At 61.3% G+C, this 21,634-nt stretch carries 22 protein-coding genes; 17 read left to right on the top strand and 5 right to left on the bottom strand.

All coding sequences use genetic code 11. The annotated features are described in order from the left end of the window. The first annotated feature begins 36 nt into the window (after positions 1 to 36). Complete coding sequence (locus tag ACQ4WL_RS01690; RefSeq protein WP_436507655.1) at positions 37 to 3,162, top strand: EAL domain-containing protein; 3,126 nt, start codon at positions 37 to 39, stop codon at positions 3,160 to 3,162. A 10-nt stretch (positions 3,163 to 3,172) separates the two neighbouring features. Beyond that, a complete protein-coding gene (locus ACQ4WL_RS01695; protein ID WP_436507656.1) occupies positions 3,173 to 5,446 on the top strand; it encodes a xanthine dehydrogenase family protein molybdopterin-binding subunit in 2,274 nt (757 codons plus the stop codon). Positions 5,447 to 5,452: 6 nt separating this feature from the next. Here ACQ4WL_RS01695 and ACQ4WL_RS01700 read toward each other — a convergent pair whose 3' ends face one another. Both ACQ4WL_RS01700 and ACQ4WL_RS01705 read right to left on the bottom strand, forming a co-directional pair. Continuing rightward, the gene (locus tag ACQ4WL_RS01700; RefSeq protein ID WP_436507657.1) at positions 5,453 to 5,881 is read right to left on the bottom strand and encodes a thioredoxin family protein; all 429 of its coding nucleotides are present in this window, start codon (positions 5,879 to 5,881) and stop codon (positions 5,453 to 5,455) included. Between the two features lie 69 nt (positions 5,882 to 5,950). Continuing rightward, positions 5,951 to 6,238, bottom strand: coding sequence for a hypothetical protein (locus ACQ4WL_RS01705; RefSeq protein ID WP_436508360.1), 288 nt, complete (start codon positions 6,236 to 6,238; stop codon positions 5,951 to 5,953). Here ACQ4WL_RS01705 and ACQ4WL_RS01710 point away from each other — a divergent pair. Then, the gene (locus ACQ4WL_RS01710; RefSeq protein ID WP_436507659.1) at positions 6,158 to 7,075 is read left to right on the top strand and encodes a 23S rRNA (adenine(2030)-N(6))-methyltransferase RlmJ; all 918 of its coding nucleotides are present in this window, start codon (positions 6,158 to 6,160) and stop codon (positions 7,073 to 7,075) included. The two genes, ACQ4WL_RS01705 and ACQ4WL_RS01710, sit on opposite strands and share 81 nt — an antisense overlap. 181 nt (positions 7,076 to 7,256) lie before the next feature. Here ACQ4WL_RS01710 and ACQ4WL_RS01715 read toward each other — a convergent pair whose 3' ends face one another. Then, entirely contained in the window at positions 7,257 to 8,006 is a 750-nt protein-coding gene (locus ACQ4WL_RS01715; RefSeq protein WP_436507660.1) for an SAM-dependent methyltransferase, read from the bottom strand. A 91-nt stretch (positions 8,007 to 8,097) separates the two neighbouring features. After that, positions 8,098 to 8,706, bottom strand: a complete 609-nt coding sequence (locus ACQ4WL_RS01720; RefSeq protein ID WP_436508339.1) for a Maf-like protein — start codon at positions 8,704 to 8,706, stop codon at positions 8,098 to 8,100. Between the two features lie 246 nt (positions 8,707 to 8,952). Here ACQ4WL_RS01720 and ACQ4WL_RS01725 point away from each other — a divergent pair, with 246 nt between their 5' ends. The 13 genes from ACQ4WL_RS01725 to ACQ4WL_RS01785 all read left to right on the top strand — a co-directional run bounded on the left by ACQ4WL_RS01725 (position 8,953) and on the right by ACQ4WL_RS01785 (position 19,525). Further along, the gene (locus tag ACQ4WL_RS01725; RefSeq protein ID WP_436508340.1) at positions 8,953 to 9,450 is read left to right on the top strand and encodes a YceD family protein; all 498 of its coding nucleotides are present in this window, start codon (positions 8,953 to 8,955) and stop codon (positions 9,448 to 9,450) included. Positions 9,451 to 9,761: 311 nt separating this feature from the next. Further along, positions 9,762 to 9,944, top strand: coding sequence for a 50S ribosomal protein L32 (rpmF, locus tag ACQ4WL_RS01730; RefSeq protein ID WP_010399517.1), 183 nt, complete (start codon positions 9,762 to 9,764; stop codon positions 9,942 to 9,944). 210 nt (positions 9,945 to 10,154) lie between these two features. Continuing rightward, positions 10,155 to 11,222 (top strand): phosphate acyltransferase PlsX, encoded by a 1,068-nt coding sequence (gene plsX / locus ACQ4WL_RS01735; protein WP_436507661.1) that lies wholly within the window; start codon positions 10,155 to 10,157, stop codon positions 11,220 to 11,222. 15 nt (positions 11,223 to 11,237) lie between these two features. Then, positions 11,238 to 12,236 carry a beta-ketoacyl-ACP synthase III gene (locus tag ACQ4WL_RS01740; RefSeq protein WP_436507663.1) on the top strand — a complete coding sequence of 333 codons (999 nt, stop codon included), beginning with the start codon at positions 11,238 to 11,240 and terminating at the stop codon, positions 12,234 to 12,236. 93 nt (positions 12,237 to 12,329) lie between these two features. Further along, positions 12,330 to 13,271 carry an ACP S-malonyltransferase gene (gene fabD, locus ACQ4WL_RS01745; RefSeq protein WP_436507664.1) on the top strand — a complete coding sequence of 314 codons (942 nt, stop codon included), beginning with the start codon at positions 12,330 to 12,332 and terminating at the stop codon, positions 13,269 to 13,271. Positions 13,272 to 13,320: 49 nt separating this feature from the next. Further along, positions 13,321 to 14,064: a 3-oxoacyl-ACP reductase FabG gene (fabG, locus tag ACQ4WL_RS01750; RefSeq protein ID WP_436507665.1), complete on the top strand. Its 744-nt coding sequence runs from the start codon at positions 13,321 to 13,323 to the stop codon at positions 14,062 to 14,064. Between the two features lie 178 nt (positions 14,065 to 14,242). After that, a complete protein-coding gene (acpP, locus tag ACQ4WL_RS01755; protein ID WP_008449912.1) occupies positions 14,243 to 14,482 on the top strand; it encodes an acyl carrier protein in 240 nt (79 codons plus the stop codon). 29 nt (positions 14,483 to 14,511) lie between these two features. Further along, positions 14,512 to 15,762 carry a beta-ketoacyl-ACP synthase II gene (fabF, locus tag ACQ4WL_RS01760; protein WP_436507666.1) on the top strand — a complete coding sequence of 417 codons (1,251 nt, stop codon included), beginning with the start codon at positions 14,512 to 14,514 and terminating at the stop codon, positions 15,760 to 15,762. Between the two features lie 130 nt (positions 15,763 to 15,892). Continuing rightward, a complete protein-coding gene (locus ACQ4WL_RS01765; RefSeq protein WP_436507668.1) occupies positions 15,893 to 16,405 on the top strand; it encodes a hypothetical protein in 513 nt (170 codons plus the stop codon). Between the two features lie 66 nt (positions 16,406 to 16,471). Continuing rightward, positions 16,472 to 17,095: an RNA polymerase sigma factor RpoE gene (rpoE, locus tag ACQ4WL_RS01770; RefSeq protein WP_436507670.1), complete on the top strand. Its 624-nt coding sequence runs from the start codon at positions 16,472 to 16,474 to the stop codon at positions 17,093 to 17,095. A gap of 72 nt (positions 17,096 to 17,167) precedes the next feature. Beyond that, positions 17,168 to 17,491: an RseA family anti-sigma factor gene (locus ACQ4WL_RS01775; RefSeq protein ID WP_436507671.1), complete on the top strand. Its 324-nt coding sequence runs from the start codon at positions 17,168 to 17,170 to the stop codon at positions 17,489 to 17,491. 238 nt (positions 17,492 to 17,729) lie between these two features. After that, positions 17,730 to 19,226 (top strand): DegQ family serine endoprotease, encoded by a 1,497-nt coding sequence (locus tag ACQ4WL_RS01780; protein ID WP_436507672.1) that lies wholly within the window; start codon positions 17,730 to 17,732, stop codon positions 19,224 to 19,226. 53 nt (positions 19,227 to 19,279) lie between these two features. Continuing rightward, a complete protein-coding gene (locus ACQ4WL_RS01785) occupies positions 19,280 to 19,525 on the top strand; it encodes a glutaredoxin family protein (protein WP_436507673.1) in 246 nt (81 codons plus the stop codon). A 1-nt stretch (position 19,526) separates the two neighbouring features. On the opposite strand, the gene ACQ4WL_RS01790 is transcribed toward ACQ4WL_RS01785, so the two are convergent. After that, positions 19,527 to 19,748, bottom strand: coding sequence for a hypothetical protein (locus tag ACQ4WL_RS01790; RefSeq protein ID WP_436507675.1), 222 nt, complete (start codon positions 19,746 to 19,748; stop codon positions 19,527 to 19,529). A gap of 93 nt (positions 19,749 to 19,841) precedes the next feature. Between ACQ4WL_RS01790 and lepA the strand changes: the two genes are divergently transcribed. Continuing rightward, positions 19,842 to 21,632 (top strand): translation elongation factor 4, encoded by a 1,791-nt coding sequence (gene lepA, locus ACQ4WL_RS01795; RefSeq protein WP_436507676.1) that lies wholly within the window; start codon positions 19,842 to 19,844, stop codon positions 21,630 to 21,632. The last annotated feature ends 2 nt before the right edge of the window (positions 21,633 to 21,634 follow it).

The following is a 21,634-nucleotide window of genomic DNA, read 5'->3' on the forward strand; positions in this document are numbered from 1 at the left end:
TGATCGCCTGCCTGATCCCTGTCGCCCTCTTGCCGCATGTTTAATTCACCTTACCAGCGCCTGCGCGCCAGCCTGCGCGTGCTGTACGGCTCGTCGATCTATGGCGCCTTGCTGCTGGTGGTGTTTGGCGGCCTGGTCGTGCCCGCCATTTTCGGCAGCTATCTGCTGGTCGGCGTGCATGAACGCCAGTCGGCGCGCACCAGCCTGAACGAAGCCTTGCAGCGCAATGCCGACATCCTGGCGCTGGGCATGCAGGAATCGCTGTGGAACATGAATGCGGAATCGGCCCATTCGCTGGTCGAGTCGGTGATGCGCGACCGCGCCGTGCTGCTGGTGAAGGTGCTGGGGCAGGGCGATACGGAATTCATCAGCCTGCAGGCGCCGCAGCGGCCCGTGGGCAATCTGTACCGCGCCGAGCGCGATATCCTCGTGCGCGGCGAACGCATCGGCCACATCGTCGTCGAGATGGACGATGCGCGCAGCCAGCAGGACCTGCGCGAAAAGCAGATGTCCTATATTTTCGTGCTGGGCGCGCAGCTGGCCGTGTCGATGGCGCTGATCGTGCTGTTCCTGAACCGCCGCCTGTTGAAACCTCTGCGCCGCCTGACGCGCTTTTCCGACCGCCTGTCGCACGGTGATTTTGACACGCCGCTGGCCTCGCATAGCAATGACGAACTGGGGCGCCTGACGGCCCAGCTCGAGCAAATGCGCGCGGCCATTCGCCAGCTGTTCGAGGATGTGGGCCAGCGCGAAGAGCGTTTCCGTACCATCGTCACGCAGGTGCCGGGCGCCGTCTTCCGCTACCGGCCCGACGGCCCCATCGATTTCGTCAGCGATGCCATCGAAGACATTTCCGGCTATTCGGCGCGCCAGTTCATGCGCGGCAGCACGCACGCCTGGGCCGACCTGATCTGCCCGGAAGGCCGCCTGGAGCATCGCCGCGCCGTGCGCCAGGCGGTGGCCGAGGTACGGCCGTATGCGCTGGAATACCGCATCATCGACGCTTTCGGCATCGAGCGCTGGGTGGCCGAGAATGGCCAGCCGCAGGCGGGCGAGCAGGGCGTCATCTGGGTCGACGGCATCATTGCCGACATCAGCCAGCGCAAGCACCACGAGATGCGCATCGAAGCGTTGCTGACGGAGCAAAGCGCCATCCTCGACAATGTGATGTTCGGCGTGATGTTCGTGCGCCACCGCCGCATCGTGTCTGTCAATCGCCGCTGCGAGGAGCTGTTCGGCTATGGGCATGCCGAGATGACGGGCAATTCGACCGCCATCGTGTTTACGGGCTCGTATGAGTTCGAAGAGGCGGGCGAGCGCCAGTACCCGGCGCTGGCCATGGGCGGCGATTTCAGCGAGGAGCGCCAGTACCGGCGCCGCGACGGCAGCCTGTTCTGGGCGCTGGTCAGCGGCTGCGCGCTCGATCCGCTGCGCCCCAACGAAGGCAGCATCTGGGTGTATGCGGACATCACGGCGCGCAAGGAAGCGGAAGAGAAGCTGCGCCTGTCGGCCACCGTGCTTGAATACATCGCCGACGGCGTGATGGTGGTCGATGCCAGCGGCATCATTGTCACCGTCAATCCCGCCTTCACGCAGATCACCGGCTATACGGAAGCGGAGGCGGTTGGCCAGCACTCTTCGCTGAACCGCTCGGCGCGCCACGACGCGGCGTTTTACGAGGCCATGTGGGACGAGCTGAAGGCCAGCGGTTTCTGGCGCGGCGAAGTCTGGCACCAGCGCAAGAACGGTGAAATTTACCTGGAGTGGCTGACCATCAGCGCCGTGCGCGACGCGCGCGCCGACACCACGCACTACGTGGGCGTGTTCAGCGATATCACCTTGATCAAGGAGTCGCAGGAAAAGCTCGACCACTTGGCGCACCACGACCCGCTGACGGCGCTGCCGAATCGCCTGCTGTTCCACGACCGCCTGCAGCACGCCCTGCTGCGCGCCGCGCGCGAGCAGGAGCAACTGGCCGTGCTGTTCATCGACCTGGACCGTTTCAAGAACGTCAACGACACCCTGGGCCACCATGTGGGCGACGAATTGCTGCAAAAGGTGGCCGGCCAGCTGGCGTCCCGCTTGCGCGAAGGCGACACGCTGGCGCGCCTGGGCGGCGACGAGTTCATCGTGCTGCTCGAGCGCGTCGATGGCGAATACGGCGCCACGCAGGTGGCGGAAAAGCTGATGACCATGTTTGACCAGCCGTTCACGGTGGCCGGCCACGAATTGTTCGTCACCTGCAGCGTGGGCATCAGCCTGTATCCGGACGATGCGCTGGACTTGAATATGCTGATTCGCAATGCCGACGTGGCCATGTACCAGGCCAAGGCGCGCGGGCGCAATGGCTATCGCTTCTATGCGCCGTCGATGACGGGCGAGGGCGTCGAGCGCCTGCGCCTGGAAACCTTTTTGCGCCGCTCGATCGAGAAAAACGAGATGTTCCTCAATTATCAGCCGCAGGTGGAAATCGACACGGGCCGCCTGGTCGGCGTCGAGGCGCTGGTGCGCTGGAACCACCCGGAATTGGGCCTGGTGCCGCCGGTGCGTTTCATCCCGCTGGCCGAGGACAGCGGTTTTATCAACCAGCTGGGCAAATGGGTGCTCGACGAAGCCTGTCGCCAGATGATGCGCTGGCAGGCGCAGGGCTTGCACGTGCCGAAAATGGCCGTCAACCTGTCGGTGAAACAGTTCGAGCGGGGCAGCATCGCCGGCATGGTGGCCGCCATCCTGAAGGAAACGGGCCTCGAGCCGCAGCGCCTGCAGCTGGAAGTGACGGAATCGGTGATCATGAACACGGGCGACGCGCTCGGTTTCATCAACGATTTGCATGCCATCGGCGTGGGACTGGCCATCGATGACTTCGGCACAGGCTATTCTTCGCTCGCGTATCTGAAACAGCTGCCCGTGCAAACGCTGAAGATCGACCGCTCCTTCATCAAGGATATCTCGACGGACGTGAACGACGAAGCGATTGCGATTGCCATCATCCAGCTGGGCAAGAGCATGCACTTGTCGGTGATTGCCGAAGGCGTGGAGACGCAAGAGCAGGCTGCCTTCCTGCTGCGCCATGGCTGCAAGCTGGCGCAAGGTTATTTTTATAGCCGCCCGGTGCCGGCACAGGATATGCTGGAGCGCTGGATCGATCACTCACCACTATAAAGGACAGCCCATGGCCGCACAATCCTCCCCGTCGCGCCGCCGTTTCCTGCTCGGCGGCCTGGGTCTCGGCGTGGCCGGCGTGGGCGCCCTGGTGCTGGGCTGGGGCGTGCTGCCGCCGCGCCAGCGCCTGCAGGGCAGCGCGCCGCTGCCGCTTCAGGATGGCGCCGTGGCGCTGAATGGCTGGCTGGCTATTCAAGCCGATGGCAGCGTGATCCTGGCCATGCCGCGCAGCGAGATGGGGCAGGGCGTGCACACGGCCTTGCCCATGCTGGTGGCCGAGGAACTCGACGTGCCTTTGAGCAGCGTCAAGCTGATCCAGGCGCCCATGGACAAGATCTTCGGCAATGTGGCCATGCTCAAGGATAGCCTGCCGTTCCACCCGGACGACCAGGGCCGCGTCAAAGCGCTGGCGCAATGGACGGTGGCCAAGGCGGCGCGCGAACTGGGCGTGATCGTCACGGGCGGTTCGTCCAGCGTGAAGGATGGCTGGGGCCCCATGCGCGAGGCGGGTGCCTCGGCGCGCGCCATGCTGGTGGCCGCCGCCGCCGCGCAGTGGCAAGTGCCGGCCGCGCAATGCCGCACGCAGGATGGTGAAGTGCTGCACCCCGATGGCCGGCGCGCCAGCTACGCCAGCCTGGCGCAGCTCGCCGCCGCCATCGCTCCGGGCACGCCCGTGCTGAAACTGCCCCAGGATTTCAAGCTGATCGGCCAGCCGGCGCCGCGCCGCGACACGCCGTCGAAAGTGAATGGCAGCGCGCGCTTCGGTATCGACGCGCGCCCGCCCGGCATGCTGTACGCGGCCCTGCATCTGCCGCCGCGCCTGGGCGACACCTTGGCCGCGTTCGACGCGGCACCCATCCTGGCCATGCCCGGCGTCAAAAAAGTGCTGGACCTGACGCCGCACCTGGCGCAGCGCAGCGTCTCGTGCGCCGCCGTGGTGGCCGACGCCTGGTGGCGCGCGAAACAGGCGGCCGCCGCCTTGCCGACGCAGTGGAAGGCCGGCCCGCAGGCGAATTTGTCCAGCGCTGGCGTCTACGCGGAGTTTGCCCGCCTGTTAGATAGCGAAACGGGCCATGCGTACCACGCCAGCGGCGAGGTGGAGGGCAAGGTCGCGCAGGGTTTGCGGCAGGTTACCGCCGAGTACCGCGCGCCGTTCCTGGCGCACGCCGCCATGGAACCCGTCAACTGCACCGCGCAAGTCAAAGACGGCAAGGTGATGCTGTGGGTCTCGACGCAGGCGCCTGGCATCGCCGTCGATGTGGCGGCGAAGGTGGCCGGCGTCGATGCGAAGGATGTGATGATCGAGGTGTTGCTGCTCGGTGGCGGTTTTGGCCGCCGCCTGGAAGTGGACATGGTGGCGCAAGCCGTGGCCATCGCGCTGCAGTGCGATGGCGCACCGGTGCAGCTGGTGTGGACGCGCGAGCAGGACACAAAGCACGATATGTACCGTCCCGCCGCGCTGGCGCGCTTTACGGCCCGCCTCGACGAACACGGCCGTATCGCTTCCTGGGACAACAAATCCGTCAGCGGCTCCATCACGCACCAGTTTCTGCAGCGCAATTTCGGCTTGCCCGGCGCGGGGCCGGACAAGACCACGGCCGAAGGCGAATTCGACATGCCGTATGAAATCGCCAACCAGCGCATCGCCCACGTGATCGCCGACAGTGCCGTTCCCATCGGCTATTGGCGCTCCGTGGGGCATTCGCACAACGCATTCTTCAAGGAAAGTTTTATCGATGAACTGGCCCACGCGGCGGGGCAGGACAGCATCGCCTTCCGCCGCGCCATGCTGCTCAGGCATCCGCGTCATCTGGCCGTGCTCGATGCGGCAGTGGCCAAGGCGGGCACTCCTCCGCCCGGCCATGCGCATGGCGTGGCCTTGCACCAGTCGTTCGGCAGCATCGTGGCGCAAGTGGCGCAAGTGTCCGTGGAAAATGGCGAGATCCGCGTGCAGCGCGTGGTGTGCGCCATCGATTGCGGCATTGCCGTCAATCCGAACATCATCGCTCAGCAGATGGAGTCGGCTGTGCTGTTTGGCCTGTCGGCGGCGCTGGGCGGCGAGATTACCTTCAAGGAGGGCAAAGTGGAGCAGAGCAATTTCCACGACTATCCCGTGCTGCGCATGGGGCAAACGCCCGAGGTGGAAACCATCATCATCGCCAGCGCCGAGCATCCCGAGGGCGTGGGCGAGCCGGGTACGCCGCCCATCGCGCCGGCCGTGGCCAACGCCGTGTTCAGTTTGACGGGAAAGCGGCTGCGCAGCCTGCCGTTGCGCCTGGCCTGAGGTGGCTCAGGCCAGGGTGGCGGCCAGTAATTGACGCAAATTGCAGTCGCGCTGCCAGTCGCGCCGTTCCTGCGTGCTGCCGGCCAGCGCCGCCAGTTCGTCCCCGCTGAGCGCCTGCTGCGCCTGCACCATGCGGTGCGCCAGGCCGCCGTCGGGCAGCACCGTGCCGAAGAAGGCCACATTGTCCTCGCGCTGGATCAGCAGGGTGGGGAAGTTGTCGATGTCGAGGTCGCCCACCACCTCGGCCTGGTCTTCGATGTCGATCCAGACGAACACGGTATCCGGATGGCGCGCTGCCAATTCCTCGAACGTGGCGCGGTAGCTGCCACAGGTGCCGCACCACAGCGCGCACAGGCAGGCCACCGTCCAGCGCGGGCCGGCCAGGGTTGCCGCGACGTCGGCGCGGTTATCGGTCGTGAGGGTCAGGCTGTGCATGGCTGTATATATTAGTAGGCGGATGGGCGCGGGGCGCCCGATGCGCGTATTCTACCGCGCCCAGTCCCCTCAGTCCTGATAATGCATGAGCTTGTTTAGCTGTGTTTTTTGATGTAATTCACCTTTCTGGTGGATAATGCTGATAATTGCGCGCTGATTACGCTGGTCCATGCTGTTTCCTGGCCCCGCAGCCTGACCCCTCCAGTCTGTTTTCATGCCCTGCCCGGTGTCAGCGCTCCCGCCTTTGTTTATTTTTATTATGGAATTAGCCAGCTTATGTTGAGTTACCGCCACGCCTTTCACGCGGGTAATCACGCCGATGTGTTGAAGCATTATGTGCAGATTCAGTTGTTGCAATATCTGAATCAAAAAGATACCGCCTATAGTTATATCGATACCCACTCCGGCGCGGGCGTGTATGCGCTCGACGGTGGTTATGCCGCGAAAAATGCCGAGTACGAAACGGGTATCGGGCCCCTGTGGGACCGCACGGACTTGCCGGCCTCGCTGGCCGAGTACATGAAGCTGATCAAGGAAATGAATCCGAGCGGCAAGATGCGCTACTACCCGGGGTCGCCGTACTGCGCCGACAAGGTCAGCCGCGAGCAAGACCGTCTGCGCCTGTTCGAGCTGCATCCTGCCGATGCCAAGATTCTGGCTGACAACTTCCGCAAGGTCGAGGCGCATGCGCTGGCGCAGGGCGAGCGTCCGAGCGTGCGCGGCAAGCGTGTGCTTATCACCAAGGCTGACGGCTTCCAGAGCCTGAAAGCCCTGCTGCCGCCGCCATCGCGCCGCGCGCTGGTGCTGATCGACCCGCCGTATGAAGACAAGATGGATTACCGCAAGGTCAAGGACACCCTGGCCGACGCCCTCGTGCGCTTCCCTTCGGGCATCTATGCCGTCTGGTACCCGGTGCTGCAGCGCATGGAATCGCGCCAGTTTGCCGACAAGCTCAAGCAATTGCCCAGCTCGGACTGGCTGCACGTGACGCTGACGGTGAATACGCCGTCGCCGGACGGCTTCGGCTTGCACAGCAGCGGCATGTTCATCTTGAACCCGCCGTACACGCTGGAGCCGATGTTGCGCGAAGTCATGCCTTACCTGGTCAAGGTGCTGGGCCGCGACGATGGCGCGAAGTTTGTGCTGGAAACGGGCAAGGGCGGTCAGAAGAATACGGGTACACGCCGAGTCTGAGGACACCTGGCCAAACCTACTGCGCGTCGGTATAGGCGGCCTGCGATGCTCACCGTACTAGAGTACGGTTGCGCTTCTTAGCCACCTCTCCCTTCCGCTCGCTACGGTTTTGTCAGGTGTTGTAACTATCGTAGTTGAGCAAAGTAAACGCCACGGCAAATATGTCCGTGGCGTTTGTCGTTTACTGTCCCAGCAACAAGAACACTGTCGGCTTCTTGTGGAAGTCGGGTGCCTTGCCGGCGGTCAATTGTTTCTTCCACTGCCCGCCATTCCACGTTTGCACGCTTTCCGTGTCCAGGCTCAGGTCGGTGGCGACGCAGATCAACGTGGAAGGTGCGCAGTGCGCCACCAGCGCTTCGAGCATGGCGGCGTTGCGGTACGGCGTTTCGATGAACAGCTGGGTCTGCTTTTCAGTGCGCGAACGTACTTCCAGTTCCTTGATGCGCTTGGCGCGCAGGGCCGCGTCGGTGGGCAGGTAGCCGTTGAAGGCGAAACTCTGGCCGTTCAAGCCGCTGGCCATTACGGCCAGCAGGATCGACGACGGGCCCACCAGCGGGCGTACTTTAATGCCGTGCTGATGCGCCAGGCGCACCAGGTCGGCGCCGGGGTCGGCTACGGCGGGCACGCCCGCCTCCGAGACGAGGCCCGCATCGCGTCCCGCCAGCAAGGGCGCCAGCAAGCCGGCCAGCGCTTGCGCCGGGGTATTCACGTTCAGTTCGGAAATGGTGATTTCCTGCAGCGGCTTGGCCAGCGGGTGCTGGTTGCCGATCAATTTCAGGAAGGCGCGCGCCGTCTTGGCGTTTTCCGCGACGAAATAATCGAGCTGCGAGGTGATTTGGCGCACCTGCTCGGGAATGATGTGGGCCAGCGGGTCGGCCGGGCTGTCGGACAGGCCGAGGTGGTTGGGGATCAGGTACAGGGTGCCGGTCATGGGTTTTAGTCAGTCATGTTAGTACCCCAACGTCAAACTGCCGGGGTCAGACCCGTCGGGTCTGACCCCAGATGTTGCCGTTAGGGGTATTTTAAATTTTAAAAAACGTCACGCCCGCCTTGCGCAGCATGCCCGTCAGGGCGATCAGCGGCAAGCCGGTGAGGGCGGTGGGGTCAACGCTGTCGATGCGTTCGAGCAGGGCGATGCCCAGGCCTTCGTTCTTGGCGCTGCCGGCGCAATCGTAGGGCTGCTCGATGCGCAGGTAGGCGTCCAGCTCGGCATCGGGCAAGTCGCGCACGGTGACGAGGGTCTGGATATCTTCCACTTGCGCCACGGCGGGCGAGTGGCGCCCGTCGAGCAGGCACAGGGCCGTATGGAACACGGTCTGGCGCCCGCGCATGGTTTGCAGTTGCAGCAGGGCGTTGATGTGGTTGCCCGGCTTGCCGATCTGCGCGCCATCCAGGGTGGCGACCTGGTCGGAGCCGATGACGAGGCTGCCAGGATGGCGGTCGAGCACGGCCTGCGCCTTGGCCTGGGCCAGGCGCAGGGCCGTGGCGCTGGGACTTTCGCCTGGCAGGGGGCTTTCGTCGAGATCGGGCACGGCGACTTCGAAAGGCAGGCGCAGGCGTTGCAGCAGTTCCTTGCGGTAGGTCGAACTCGATGCAAGAATCAAGCGCAATGGGGCGGAAGTTGGTATCATTCGGTAGTGGATGGCGGCCGGCATGGCCGCGCTGGTCGATGTCAGGGGAATTTCACGCAAATTCCAGGGCGCAGAGCCCATAACTGAGGCCCCATGCGGCATGACGGTGTTGATGAGTTTATAACTGAGTTTGTCATTGAGTTTGTCACGAATACGGCAATCAAGTCGTCAAAAAGATGCTAAGGCTTTGACTCGGTGCTGAAAACCCTGTTATTATCGCAGGTTTTCCGGGGAAATTTTCTACCAATGAATGCTTTTGTGATCGACGCCTTTGATTTTTGTCGTATCAGCGGGAGCCGCGAGGGTGTAACTCCTGTCGCTGAAATGACCCGGTTGACCAAGGATTGTGCAGATGCTTCCGGCGAGATCGCCTGGAAGATCGTCGGCGGCACCAGCAAGCTGGGCTACCCACAACTGACCTTGTCGGTCAACGGCACCGTTCAGCTGGTTTGCCAGCGCTGCCTGACTCCGTATGCTTACGTAATTGATTCGACGACCACTCTGATGCTGGGCAAGGATGACGAGCACGCGGACGAGATCGAAGAAATCGTCAACGATGAAACGATCGATGTGATCGTCGGCAGTCGCAGCATGGATGCCGCGGCCCTGATCGAAGATGAAGCCTTGCTGGCCCTGCCGCAGGTACCCAAACACGACGTCTGCCCCGATACGGCGCAGCTCGATGCTCTCAAGACTGAAAAGAAGTCGCCGTTCGCGGCACTGAAAGACTTGAAGCCAGAATAAAGTAGTAAAAAGGAAGCTTTAAAAAACCGTAGCGAGCGGCCTGATATCGTCTTGAGTAGCGCAGGCGTACGAAGGTACGCTGAGCAACGCAAAGGCTATAGCGGGAAGCGCAGTAGGTTTTTGATGCTTCCTGTAAAAGACGTGTCAAACGCGTGTGGTAGTCGAGTATGGCAAGTGTAGTGAAATGTAGTGTAATAAACGATGTCGGTCCGGGCTATTTTCGGGTAGTCTTTGCCGCTGGGATACTCGATTCGCATGTATTTGCCTATCGATTGTGCTAAAATTTTAGAACTTATGTATTAGGAGTCATCATGGCAGTTCAACAGAACAAGAAAACCCCTTCCAAGCGCGGCATGCACCGTTCGCACGACTTCCTGGTCGCGCCGCAATTGAGCGTCGAGCCAGTTACCGGCGAAACACATCTGCGTCACCATATCAGCCCTAACGGCTTCTATCGTGGCCGCAAAGTGTTGAAGACCAAAAACGACGAGTAATCGACGTTTTTGTTGGGTAAGATGAAAGCGGTGTTGCGTGGTTATTCGGCGTGGCGCCGCTTCTTCTTTTTTATCGGCTGCAATTCATCTTGCATACCCGTCATTTTGAATCACGCTGTCCAGGTCTGTGCATGACATGCTGCGCCCTGCATATGCTCCAGTCCGATTCACATCTTGCCGCACGCCCGCAGCGGTATTGAATCAACACAAATGACAATCAAAATTTCTATCGACTGCATGGGCGGAGATCATGGTCCCTCAGTCACTATCCCCGCAGCAATTTCCTTCGTAAAACATGAGCCTGAAGCCGAACTGATCCTAGTTGGATTGGAAGACGTGATCCGTGCAGAACTGAAGAAACATAAAGCTGACACGCACCCGCGCCTGTCGGTATTGCATGCCTCCGAACAAGTTACCATGGACGATCCCCTGGAAGTGGCCCTGCGCCGCAAGAAGGATTCCTCCATGCGCGTGGCCATCGAACAGGTCAAGAGCGGCGCGGCGCAAGCCTCCGTTTCCGCCGGCAATACGGCAGCCCTGATGGCCGTGTCGCGCTATGTATTGAAAACCATGTCAGGCGTCGACCGCCCGGCCATCTGCAGCATCTTGCCGAATCAAAAGAACGGCCCCACCTACATGCTGGATCTGGGCGCCAACGTCGATTGCGAACCGCATCACTTGCACCAGTTCGCCATCATGGGTTCCGTGCTGGTGTCCGCCATGGAAGGCATAGCACGCCCGACGATCGGCTTGCTGAATGTGGGCACGGAAGATATCAAGGGCAATGAAGTGGTGAAACTTACTTCGAAGCTGTTGCAGGCCGACCACGAGCGTGGCGCGCTGAACTTCTACGGCAACGTGGAAGGCAACGATATTTTCAAGGGCACGACCGATATCGTCGTCTGCGACGGTTTTGTCGGCAATGTCACGCTGAAAGCCATCGAAGGCCTGGCGCGCCTCATGAAAGACGTGCTCACTACCGAATTCAAGCGCAACCCGTTGACCATGCTGGGCGCGCTGATCGCCCGCGGGGCCCTGAAAGCCATCGGCAACCGTTTGAATCCATCGCGTTACAACGGCGCCAGCCTGCTGGGCTTGCGTGGCCTCGTCTTCAAGAGCCATGGCAGCGCCGATGCCTATTCGTTTGAATGGGCCTTGCGCCGCGCCTTCGATGCGGCAAAAAATGACGTGCAAGCACACCTGGCCAGCCTGATCGCCGAGCTGATGCCGCGCACGCCAGTACCGGACGAACCTACTTCAACAAGCTCTACCATTTAGTGGACGGGTACTTGCATGACTGTTTTTAGCAAAACTTACAGCAAAATTATCGGCACCGGCAGCTACTTGCCGGAGAAGCGCGTCACCAACCAGGACTTGACCGAGCAGCTCGCCGCCAAGGGCATCGAGACCTCGGATGAATGGATCGTCTCGCGCAGCGGCATTTCGGCGCGCCATTACGCGGCGCCGTCGCAAAACTCCTCGGACCTGGGCGTGGAAGCGGCCAAAAAAGCCCTGGAAATGGCGGGCCTGAACGGCAACGACCTGGACCTGATCATCGTCGCCAGCTCGACGCCCGATTTCTTCGGCAGCTTCCCCAGCACGGCCTGCATCGTGCAGAGCAAGCTGGGCATCACGAATAACTGCGCCGCCGTCGACGTGCAAGCCGTCTGCAGCGGCTTCGTATATGCAGTCGCCACGGCCGATAGTTTTATTCAATCTGGCATGCACAAGAATGTGCTGGTGATCGGCGCGGAAGTGTTTTCGCGCATCCTCAATTTCGATGACCGCGGCACCTGCGTGCTGTTCGGTGACGGCGCCGGCGCCATCGTCATGACGGCGTCCACCGAACCGGGCATCCTGGCCACCAAGCTGCATGCGGATGGCCGCCACTCGAACATCCTTAGCGTGCCCGGCAGCGTGGCTGGCGGCGCGCTGGCCGGCAGTGCCTTCCTGTACATGGATGGCCCGGCCGTGTTCAAGCTGGCCGTGTCCGTGCTGGAAAAAGTCGCGCATGAAGCTTTGGCGCACGCCAGCATGACGGCGGACCAGATCGACTGGCTGATCCCGCACCAGGCGAATATCCGCATCATGAACAGCACGGCCAAGAAACTCGGCTTGCCTTTGGCAAAGATGGTTGTCACCGTCGACCAGCATGGCAACACCTCGGCGGCCTCGATCCCGCTGGCGCTCGACATCGCCGTGCGCGACGGCCGCGTCAAGAAGGGCGACAACGTCATGATGGAAGGCGTGGGCGGCGGCTTTACCTGGGGCGCCGTGCTCGCAAGAATGTGATGGCCGAAGGCTGACTTTGGGGTCCGACCCGTCGGGTCGTACCCCAGCAGTTGCCTTTGGTTCTCTGAGTAAATAGTAAAAAACGGAGTCACCATGACACAATTTGCATTTGTTTTCCCAGGCCAAGGCTCGCAAGCGATTGCGATGCTCGACGGTTTCGCCGGCAACCCCGTGGTCGCCCAGACCGTGGCCGAAGCGTCGGACGCTCTGCAATTCGACCTGGGCAAGCTGATCGCCGAAGGTCCCAAGGAAGAACTGGACCTGACAACCAACACGCAACCCGTGATGTTGACGGCGGCCGTGGCCTTCTACCGCGCCTGGCTGGCAGCGGGCGGCCCCGTGCCGAACGTCGTGGCCGGCCATAGCCTCGGTGAATACTCGGCGCTGGTCGCCGCCGGCGTCATCTCCTTCAAGGATGCCGTGCCGCTCGTGCGTTTCCGCGCGCAAGCCATGCAGGAAGCCGTGCCCGTGGGGCAGGGCACGATGGCCGTCGTGCTGGGCCTGTCGGATGACGACGTGCGCGCCGCCTGTGCGGAAGCCGTGGCGGAAAACCCGGCCCTGGTGGTTGAACCTGTCAATTTCAATGCGCCTGCGCAAGTGGTCATCGCCGGCCATACGGCTGCGGTCGAGCGCGCCTGCGAACTGGCCAAGGCCAAGGGCGCCAAGCGCGCCATGAAGCTGCCCGTCTCCGCGCCATTCCACTCGTCGCTGCTGAAGCCGGCTTCGGACCGTTTGCGCGACTACATGGCCGGCTTGAGCTTCTCGGCACCGCAAATCGCCCTGATCAACAACGTCGACGTGGCCATCGTCAACGATGTCGCCGGCATCAAGGATGCGCTGGTGCGCCAGGCTGCCAGCCCCGTGCGGTGGGTGGAAACCATGCAGAAGGTCGCTCTTGATGGCATCACGCAAGTGATCGAATGCGGTCCAGGCAAGGTCCTGATGGGCCTGGCCAAGCGCATCGATCCGGTGCTGGTGGGCGACGCCATCGTCGACCAGGCCTCGCTGGAACGCATTTTGACGCAGCTCAAATAAACATCAGATCGCGGCAGCCTGCCTGCCGCGCTTGCTTTTAAGGATACACATGAATTTAGCAAATCAAGTCGTGCTGGTCACGGGCGCCTCGCGCGGCATCGGCCGCGCCATCGCCACCGAACTGGGCAAGCAGGGCGCCACCGTGGTTGGCACCGCCACCTCGGAAAGCGGCGCGCAAGCCATCACCGATTACCTGGCCGCCGCAGGCGTGGCGGGCAAGGGCCTGGTCCTGAACGTGACCGATGCTGAGCGTTGCGCAGCCGTTGTCGATGAAGTACAGAAAACTTACGGCAGCCTGTCGATCCTGGTCAACAATGCGGGCATCACGCAAGACCAGCTGGCCATGCGCATGAAGGATGAAGAGTGGGACAGCGTCATTTCCACCAACCTGTCGGCCGTCGGCCGCCTGTCGCGCGCGGTGTTGCGCGGCATGATGAAAGCCAAGGCTGGGCGTATCATCAATATTACGTCGGTGGTGGCTTCGTCGGGCAATCCGGGGCAAATGAATTACGCGGCGGCCAAGGCCGGCGTGGAAGGCATGAGCCGCGCCCTGGCGCGCGAAATCGGCAGCCGCAACATTACCGTGAACTGCATCGCCCCCGGCTTCATCGATACCGACATGACCAAGGCCTTGAGCGAAGAGCAGCACGCGGCCCTGTTGACGCAAATTCCCCTGTCGCGCCTGGGCAAACCGGAAGACGTGGCAGCGGCAGTGGCCTTTCTGGCCTCGCCGCAAGCGGCGTATATCACGGGCACGACCCTGCACGTGAACGGCGGGATGTACATGAATTGATGTGAAAGATGGACGGGGCGGGCGTTTGTGGCATGATTCAACGGTCGTTTTTGTCTATAATCGCATCTTTTAGCAGCAGCTTCGGTCGAATTAGCAGCAGACACCGAAATTAGTATTCGGACGCGCAAACCTGATAAAATGCGCGCACTTTCCGTAACACACACTTTGGAGCCATAACATGTCGGATATCGAACAACGCGTTAAGAAAATCGTCGCTGAGCAACTGGGCGTTGCAGAAGCAGACATCAAAATCGAATCCTCCTTCGTCGACGATCTCGGCGCCGATTCCCTGGACACCGTGGAACTGGTCATGGCCCTGGAAGACGAATTCGAAATGGAAATCCCTGACGAACAAGCTGAAAAAATCACCACCGTGCAACAGGCGATCGACTACGCCACCGCACACGTCAAGGCCTAAGCCTGTCTGACCGACTTCAGGAGAATCGCTTGAGCCGTTCTAAAAACCGTCGTGTTGTTGTAACCGGCCTGGGCTGTGTTTCACCTGTCGGCAATACTATTGCCGAGGCGTGGAGCGCAATTACCGAAGGTAAATCCGGCATTGCCACGATTACCAAGTTTGATGCGTTGCCCTTCACCACGCATTTTGCCGGTGAAGTCAAAGGTTTCAATATCGAAGAGTACATCTCCGGTAAGGAAGCCCGCCACATGGATACCTTTATCCATTACGGCATGGCTGCAGGCATCCAGGCGATGCAGGACTCCGGTCTGGAAGTGACCGAGGAAAACGCCGAGCGCATCGGCGTGATCATCGGATCCGGTATCGGTGGCTTGCCGCTGATCGAGGAAACCAAATCCGAGTACGAAAAGCGCGGTCCGCGCCGTATCTCGCCATTTTTCGTGCCTGCCTCGATCATTAACATGATTTCTGGCAATCTTTCGATCAAATATGGTCTGAAGGGTCCGAACCTGGCGATCGTGACGGCGTGTACCACCGGTTTGCACAGCATCGGCGCTGCCGCGCGCATGATCGAGTACGGCGATGCCGACGTCATGATTGCCGGCGGTGCTGAATCGACCGTGTCGCCGCTGGGCCTGGGCGGTTTTGCCTCGGCGCGTGCCTTGTCGACCCGCAACGACGATCCGGCAACGGCATCGCGTCCGTGGGATACCGACCGCGACGGCTTCGTGCTGGGCGAGGGCGCTGGTGTCATGGTGCTGGAGGAGTACGAGCACGCGGTGGCCCGTGGTGCCAAGATCTATGCCGAAGTGCATGGTTTCGGGATGAGCGCAGATGCTTATCACATGACCTCGCCGCTGGAAGATGGTAGCGGCGGCAGCAAATCGGTGATCGCGGCGCTCAACAACGCAGGCTTGAACCCGGATCAGATTCAGTACCTGAACGCGCATGGCACGTCGACACCGCAAGGCGACGTGGCGGAAGTGATGGGTATCAAACGCACCTTCGGCGAGCATGCCAAGCATATTGTCGTCAACTCGACGAAGTCGATGACGGGCCATTTGCTGGGCGGCGCGGGCGGTCTGGAAGCGGTGTTTACGGTCTTGGCATTGCACCATCAGGTGTCGCCACCGACCATCAACATCTTCAACCAGGATCCCGCTTGCGATCTCGATTTCTGTGCCAACACGGCGCGGGATATGAAGATCGATTATGCAGTGAAGAATTCGTTCGGCTTCGGCGGAACGAATGGCACGCTGATTTTCGGTAAAGCGAAATAAGCAGGAACTTTCAAGCGCTCGCTACGGTCAAACCGTAGTGAGCGCTGATTCAGCGCCAACGTTCGTTGGTGCCTGAATTTGCCCGGCATGGTGCCGGCGCGCCTGATGTTTTTCCCTTTGAGTTGGCAATATGTCGATCGCGGTAGCGGCTGTCATTGGCACGCCTGTCTGTTTGCGCCTGCTGCAAGCGGTGCTGGGGCTGTGCGCGGTGCTGGCCGCCTGGCCCTTGAGTGGCGCGTGGCGCGTTGCGGCCCTGTCCGGCCCTGGCCTCGGCCAGCTGGTGGGCGGCTATGCGCTGGGCTGGGCCGGTGCACTGCCGAGTGTGGCTGGCGGCGTGTTTTTGCTGGCTTTGCTGCGCAGGCGCAGAAAACTGCAGACGCTTGATATTTCGCCGGTCGGGCAGTTGCTGCTGGCGGTATATCTGGAGCATGGCGGAGCGCCGTCCGGCTCGGGAGTCTTGGTACCGTCTGTGCTGCGCCTGTTGCCGGGCTCGACCCTGTGGCCGTCGCTGCTGGTGCTGTGCCTGGCCGACGCTGCGGGGCGGCGCACGCAGGTGCTGGTGCAGCGTGGCAGCAGCTGCGTCGCCTTCCGCCCGCTGGCCGTGGCGTGCCGGGCCATCGCGGCGCGCAGTGCGGCGGAATAAAAGTGGGGCGAACACTGAACTTCTTGCAGCGGGCCAACTCTATATCCATACAGGCGCCCACGCTGCATGACTACAGGGACATTGGGCGTGAGGACAGAGCGCGAGTATGATCAGTTACTGGTCGAGCGGGTGCAGGCTGGCGACAAACGGGCATTCGATGTGCTGGTATCAAAATATCAGCGCCGCTTGATGCGCCTGGTGTCACGCCTTGTACATGACCCGACGGAGGCCGAAGATGTGGTGCAGGAAACCTTTATCAAGGCATACCGGGCGCTGCGCCATTTTCGCGGCGATGCCGCTTTTTATACCTGGCTGTATCGCATCGGCATCAATACGGCCAAGAATTATCTCGTCACGCAGGGGCGGCGTGCCGCCACATCCAGCGATGCCGACGCCGAGCAGGCGGAGTCCTTCGAGGATGGCACTAAATTGCGCGATAACAATACGCCCGAATCAGTGCTGGCCAGCAAGCAGATTGCGGCTACCGTCAATGCGGCCATGGAGGTGCTACCCATCGAGTTGCGCACGGCCATCGTGCTGCGCGAGATCGAGGGCCTCAGCTATGAAGAAATATCGGAGATCATGGCGTGCCCCATCGGTACCGTGCGCAGCCGTATTTTTCGCGCGCGCGAAGTGATTGCGGAGAAATTGAAACCGTTGTTGGACATGCCGATTGACAAGCGCTGGTAATCTGGGGAATATGAGGCTGGTATGGCTGTGTCCGGTTTCCGCAACTATCCTCTTGAAATGGCAGGACCCATCATGGATACGCATACACGATTGCACGAGACGATTTCCGCCCTGGCCGATGGCGAGCTGGCGGCGAGCGAACTCGAACTGGCTTTTGCGGCCCTCGATACGCCATCGGGGCGGCAAGCCTGGGATGCCTATCGCCTGATCGGCGACGTGCTGCGCTCGGAGCACTGCGGCCATGCCCTGAGCGTCGAATTCGACGCGCGCCTGGCCAGCCACCTGGCCGCCGAGGCGGCGCCTGAAGAGCCGGCTGTCCATCTGCCACTGTCCGCTGCCATCGTGCCGCCGGGCGCCGCCGAGCCACTGGAGGCAGGGCCGCTGGCGCACCGCTAGCGCTGCGCCATCTTATGCCAGGCTTAACGTTCCCGTCGCCCTCTTGACACTGGCCTTCGGTACGATTGACACTGTGCGCAGGCAATATCTTGCTTTTGCGATATATTGTTGCATTGTTTGCCATGCGCGCTGTCAGGTGGGTTTGCCCCTGGGATTCCGTCATGACGGCCAATCATGCGCGCAGGCAATCGCCTGATCCGCGTTTTGATCCGTTTATATACTCGAAAAGATCCTTTCTATGAAAAAAAACATGTGTGCCGCCAGCAAGTCGTTTTCAGTGAAGACGCTTTCCGCCTTATTGTTCGGTGCGGCTGGCGTCTTTTTCGCCCCGACCATGTTGGGCCTGGCGCCACAAGCGCACGCCGCCGTGCCGGCAGTGAAGTTGCCTGATTTCTCGGACCTGGTCGACGCCGTCGGCCCGGCCGTGGTGAATATCCGCACCACTGAGCGCCTGAAGATGAATACGCCCGGTGCGGGTGGTCAGGATGAGCAGGAAATGCAGGAATTCCTGCGCCGCTTCTTTGGTGGCGCCATGCCCACGCCGCGCCAGCAGGCGCCGCGCGGCGGCCGCCGCGGCGTGCCGCAGGAGCAGGAAGTGCAGCGCGGTGTCGGTTCCGGCTTCATCATTTCAAACGATGGCTATGTACTGAGCAATGCCCACGTGGTCGATGGCGCGGACGAGGTGTACGTAACCCTGACGGACAAGCGCGAATTCAAGGCCAAGGTGATCGGTGCCGATGCGCGCACCGACGTGGCCCTGCTGAAAATCGAGGGCGGCAACCTGCCGCGCCTGACCATTGGCGACTCGAACAAGATACGCGTGGGTGAGTGGGTCATCGCCATCGGCTCGCCATTCAACCTGGAAAACACGGTGACGGCAGGCATCATTTCCGCCAAATCCCGTGACACGGGCGACTACCTGCCCCTGATCCAGAGCGACGTGGCCGTGAACCCTGGCAACTCGGGCGGTCCGCTGATCAATATGCGCGGCGAAGTGATCGGCATCAATTCGCAGATTGCCACCTTGTCCGGCGCCTACAATGGCATTTCGTTTGCCGTGCCCATCGATGAAGCCATGCGCGTGGGTGAGCAACTGAAAAAGACGGGTAAAGTGGTGCGCGGGCGCATCGGCGTGCAGATCGGCGAAGTGAGCAAGGACGTGGCGGAATCGCTGGGCTTGCCGAATGCCAAGGGCGCGCAAGTGTCGATGGTGGAGCCGGGCGGTCCGGCCGACAAGGCGGGCATCAAGCCGGGCGACATTATCCTGAAATTCAACGGCGCCCAGATCGAGCGTTCGTCCGACCTGCCGCGCCTGGTAGGCGGCGCCGCCGTCAACGGCAAGTCCACGATGACCGTCTGGCGCAAGGGTGCGCAGCAGGATATTGCTGTCACCGTCGTCGAGCTGGAAGGCGAGAAAACGGCGAAGAAGGGTGCCAAGGAGCCGGAGGCGCAAGCCGTCAACGCACTGGGCCTGAAGGTCAGCGACGTGCCGGCCGCGAAGAAACAGGAAATGAAGATCGACGCCGGCGTGCTGGTCGACGATGCGGATGGCGTGGCGGCCCTGGCCGGCCTGCAGCCTGGCGATGTGATCTTGCAATTGAACAACGTTGCCGTGAAAGATGCCAAGCAATTCAATGCCCTGGTGGCCAAGCTCGATCCGAAGAAGTCGTCGGCCGTGCTGGTGCGCCGTGGCGACACGGCACAATTCGTTTCGCTGCGTCCATCGGCGAAGTAACTATGTGATCATCCGCATTCCGGCCGCAGCCGGGATGCGGTATCCTGCCCGCCATGCATTTCACTCTCTATTCCCGCAGCTACTGCCATTTATGCCAGGACATGCTCGACGCCTTGCTCTTGCTGCAGCCGCCTGAAAAGCCGTTCACAGTGGACGTGATCGATATCGATGCCTCGCCTGATGCCTCGCTGCTGGCGCGCTTCGACGAGCTGGTACCGGTGTTGTTTGGCGATCTGGCCCAACCCGAGCTATGTCATTATTTTCTTGACGAGGCTGCAGTAAGGCGCTGTCTGGTGTAGCTTAAATATCAACATTGACACTGCATTGCACCATTCTGGTGCCGGAAACAGCTGAAAATGTCGCCTTGCCCCGGTGCTGACCTCTGAAAGACGGGCTTTCCGCTCTGAAATCCGGTAAAATGGGGAGGTCGAAAAAGCTACTGTCCGAGGCAGCAGCTTCTGTCGCTTCAAAAGCGCTCGCCTGGGCATGCAGATGTCCTGCTCGGAGCGCTTTTTTCATCATGAGTGGGGCGCCCGGTTTTGGCCCTGTTTGGCCCGGACATGACCCCCCTGATTCCTGTTAAAGCAGTGTCGTCACTCGCACATATATTAGTTAATGAACAACATACGCAACTTCTCCATCATCGCCCATATTGACCACGGTAAATCGACCCTGGCTGACCGCATCATTCAATTGTGCGGCGGCTTGTCCGACCGCGAGATGGAGGCGCAGGTGCTCGATTCGATGGATCTGGAGCGCGAGCGCGGCATTACCATCAAGGCGCAAACGGCGGCCTTGCACTACAAGGCGCGCGATGGCCAGATCTACAATCTGAACCTGATCGACACCCCAGGTCACGTCGACTTCAGCTATGAAGTGTCGCGCTCGCTGTCGGCGTGCGAAGGCGCGCTGCTGGTGGTTGACGCGTCGCAAGGCGTGGAAGCGCAAACGGTCGCCAACTGCTACACGGCGCTGGACCTGGGCGTGGAAGTGGTGCCCGTCCTGAACAAGATCGACTTGCCGAACGCGGACCCACCGAACGCCATTGCCGAAATCGAAGACGTGATCGGCATCGACGCGGCCGACGCCGTGCATTGTTCGGCCAAGACGGGCTTCGGCGTGCTGGACGTGCTCGAGCAACTGATCGTCAAGGTGCCGCCCCCGAAGGGCGACCCCGATGCGCCGCTGCAGGCGCTGATCGTCGACTCCTGGTATGACGCCTATGTGGGCGTGGTCATGCTGGTGCGCGTGGTCAACGGTACCCTGAAACCGAAAGACAAGATCCGCCTGATGGCCACCGATTCGGTGCAGCTGGTGGAAGACCTCGGCGTATTCTCGCCCCGTTCGCAATCCTTGCCGCAATTGTCGGCAGGCCAGGTGGGCTTCATCATCGCCGGCATCAAGGAACTCAAGGCCGCCAAGGTGGGCGATACCGTCACCCTGGTCAGCCGTCCTGCCGCCGCGCCATTGCCTGGCTTCAAGGAAGTGCAGCCGCAAGTGTTCGCCGGCCTGTTCCCCGTCGAGGCGAACCAGTACGACGCGCTGCGCGACTCGCTGGAAAAGCTGAAATTGAACGACGCGGCTCTGATGTACGAGCCGGAAGTGTCGCAGGCGCTGGGCTTCGGCTTCCGCTGCGGCTTCCTGGGCTTGCTGCACATGGAAATCGTGCAGGAACGCCTCGAGCGTGAGTTCGACATGGACCTGATCACCACGGCGCCCACCGTGGTGTATGAAGTGATCCAGCGCGACGGCACCATGATCAACGTCGACAATCCATCGAAGATGCCCGACCCGTCGCGCATCGAGGAAGTGCGCGAGCCTATCGTCACGGTCAATCTGTACATGCCGCAGGAATACGTGGGTTCCGTGATCACCCTGTGTATCGGCAAGCGCGGCATCCAGATGGACATGAGCTACCACGGCCGCCAGGTCAAGCTCGTGTATGAAATGCCGATGGCCGAGATCGTGCTGGACTTCTTCGACCGCCTGAAATCGACGTCGCGCGGCTATGCCTCGATGGATTACGAGTTCAAGGAATACCGAGCGGCCGACGTGGTCAAGGTCGACATGCTGATCAACAGCGAAAAAGTCGATGCGCTGGCCATCATCGTCCACCGTTCGAACAGCCAGTACCGTGGTCGCCAGGTGGCTGCCAAGATGCGCGAACTGATCCCGCGCCAGATGTTTGACGTGGCCATCCAGGCCACCATCGGCGCGAACATCATTTCGCGCGAGAACGTCAAAGCCTTGCGCAAGAACGTGCTGGCCAAGTGCTATGGCGGCGACATCAGCCGCAAGAAAAAATTGCTGGAAAAACAAAAAGCAGGTAAGAAACGCATGAAGCAAGTGGGTTCCGTGGAGATCCCGCAAGAAGCATTCCTGGCAATTTTACAAGTGGATGGTTGATC

The sequence above is a fragment of the Janthinobacterium kochi genome (genome assembly GCF_051380715.1).
GTDB lineage: Bacteria > Pseudomonadota > Gammaproteobacteria > Burkholderiales > Burkholderiaceae_D > Janthinobacterium.

What these genes read in the sequence shown, in the direction of transcription:
- ACQ4WL_RS01790 (WP_436507675.1), bottom strand. Translation starts at nt 19,748, where the DNA reads ATGATGAAAAAAGCGCTCCGAGCAGGACATCTGCATGCCCAGGCGAGC.
- plsX (WP_436507661.1), top strand. Translation starts at nt 10,155, where the DNA reads ATGACAATCAAAATTTCTATCGACTGCATGGGCGGAGATCATGGTCCC.
- rpoE (WP_436507670.1), top strand. Translation starts at nt 16,472, where the DNA reads ATGACTACAGGGACATTGGGCGTGAGGACAGAGCGCGAGTATGATCAG.
- ACQ4WL_RS01715 (WP_436507660.1), bottom strand. Translation starts at nt 8,006, where the DNA reads ATGACCGGCACCCTGTACCTGATCCCCAACCACCTCGGCCTGTCCGAC.
- ACQ4WL_RS01690 (WP_436507655.1), top strand. Translation starts at nt 37, where the DNA reads ATGTTTAATTCACCTTACCAGCGCCTGCGCGCCAGCCTGCGCGTGCTG.
- ACQ4WL_RS01785 (WP_436507673.1), top strand. Translation starts at nt 19,280, where the DNA reads ATGCATTTCACTCTCTATTCCCGCAGCTACTGCCATTTATGCCAGGAC.
- fabD (WP_436507664.1), top strand. Translation starts at nt 12,330, where the DNA reads ATGACACAATTTGCATTTGTTTTCCCAGGCCAAGGCTCGCAAGCGATT.
- ACQ4WL_RS01780 (WP_436507672.1), top strand. Translation starts at nt 17,730, where the DNA reads ATGAAAAAAAACATGTGTGCCGCCAGCAAGTCGTTTTCAGTGAAGACG.
- ACQ4WL_RS01740 (WP_436507663.1), top strand. Translation starts at nt 11,238, where the DNA reads ATGACTGTTTTTAGCAAAACTTACAGCAAAATTATCGGCACCGGCAGC.
- ACQ4WL_RS01695 (WP_436507656.1), top strand. Translation starts at nt 3,173, where the DNA reads ATGGCCGCACAATCCTCCCCGTCGCGCCGCCGTTTCCTGCTCGGCGGC.
- ACQ4WL_RS01725 (WP_436508340.1), top strand. Translation starts at nt 8,953, where the DNA reads ATGAATGCTTTTGTGATCGACGCCTTTGATTTTTGTCGTATCAGCGGG.
- ACQ4WL_RS01700 (WP_436507657.1), bottom strand. Translation starts at nt 5,881, where the DNA reads ATGCACAGCCTGACCCTCACGACCGATAACCGCGCCGACGTCGCGGCA.
- lepA (WP_436507676.1), top strand. Translation starts at nt 19,842, where the DNA reads ATGAACAACATACGCAACTTCTCCATCATCGCCCATATTGACCACGGT.
- ACQ4WL_RS01765 (WP_436507668.1), top strand. Translation starts at nt 15,893, where the DNA reads ATGTCGATCGCGGTAGCGGCTGTCATTGGCACGCCTGTCTGTTTGCGC.
- ACQ4WL_RS01775 (WP_436507671.1), top strand. Translation starts at nt 17,168, where the DNA reads ATGGATACGCATACACGATTGCACGAGACGATTTCCGCCCTGGCCGAT.
- ACQ4WL_RS01710 (WP_436507659.1), top strand. Translation starts at nt 6,158, where the DNA reads ATGTTGAGTTACCGCCACGCCTTTCACGCGGGTAATCACGCCGATGTG.
- acpP (WP_008449912.1), top strand. Translation starts at nt 14,243, where the DNA reads ATGTCGGATATCGAACAACGCGTTAAGAAAATCGTCGCTGAGCAACTG.
- fabG (WP_436507665.1), top strand. Translation starts at nt 13,321, where the DNA reads ATGAATTTAGCAAATCAAGTCGTGCTGGTCACGGGCGCCTCGCGCGGC.
- ACQ4WL_RS01720 (WP_436508339.1), bottom strand. Translation starts at nt 8,706, where the DNA reads ATGATACCAACTTCCGCCCCATTGCGCTTGATTCTTGCATCGAGTTCG.
- rpmF (WP_010399517.1), top strand. Translation starts at nt 9,762, where the DNA reads ATGGCAGTTCAACAGAACAAGAAAACCCCTTCCAAGCGCGGCATGCAC.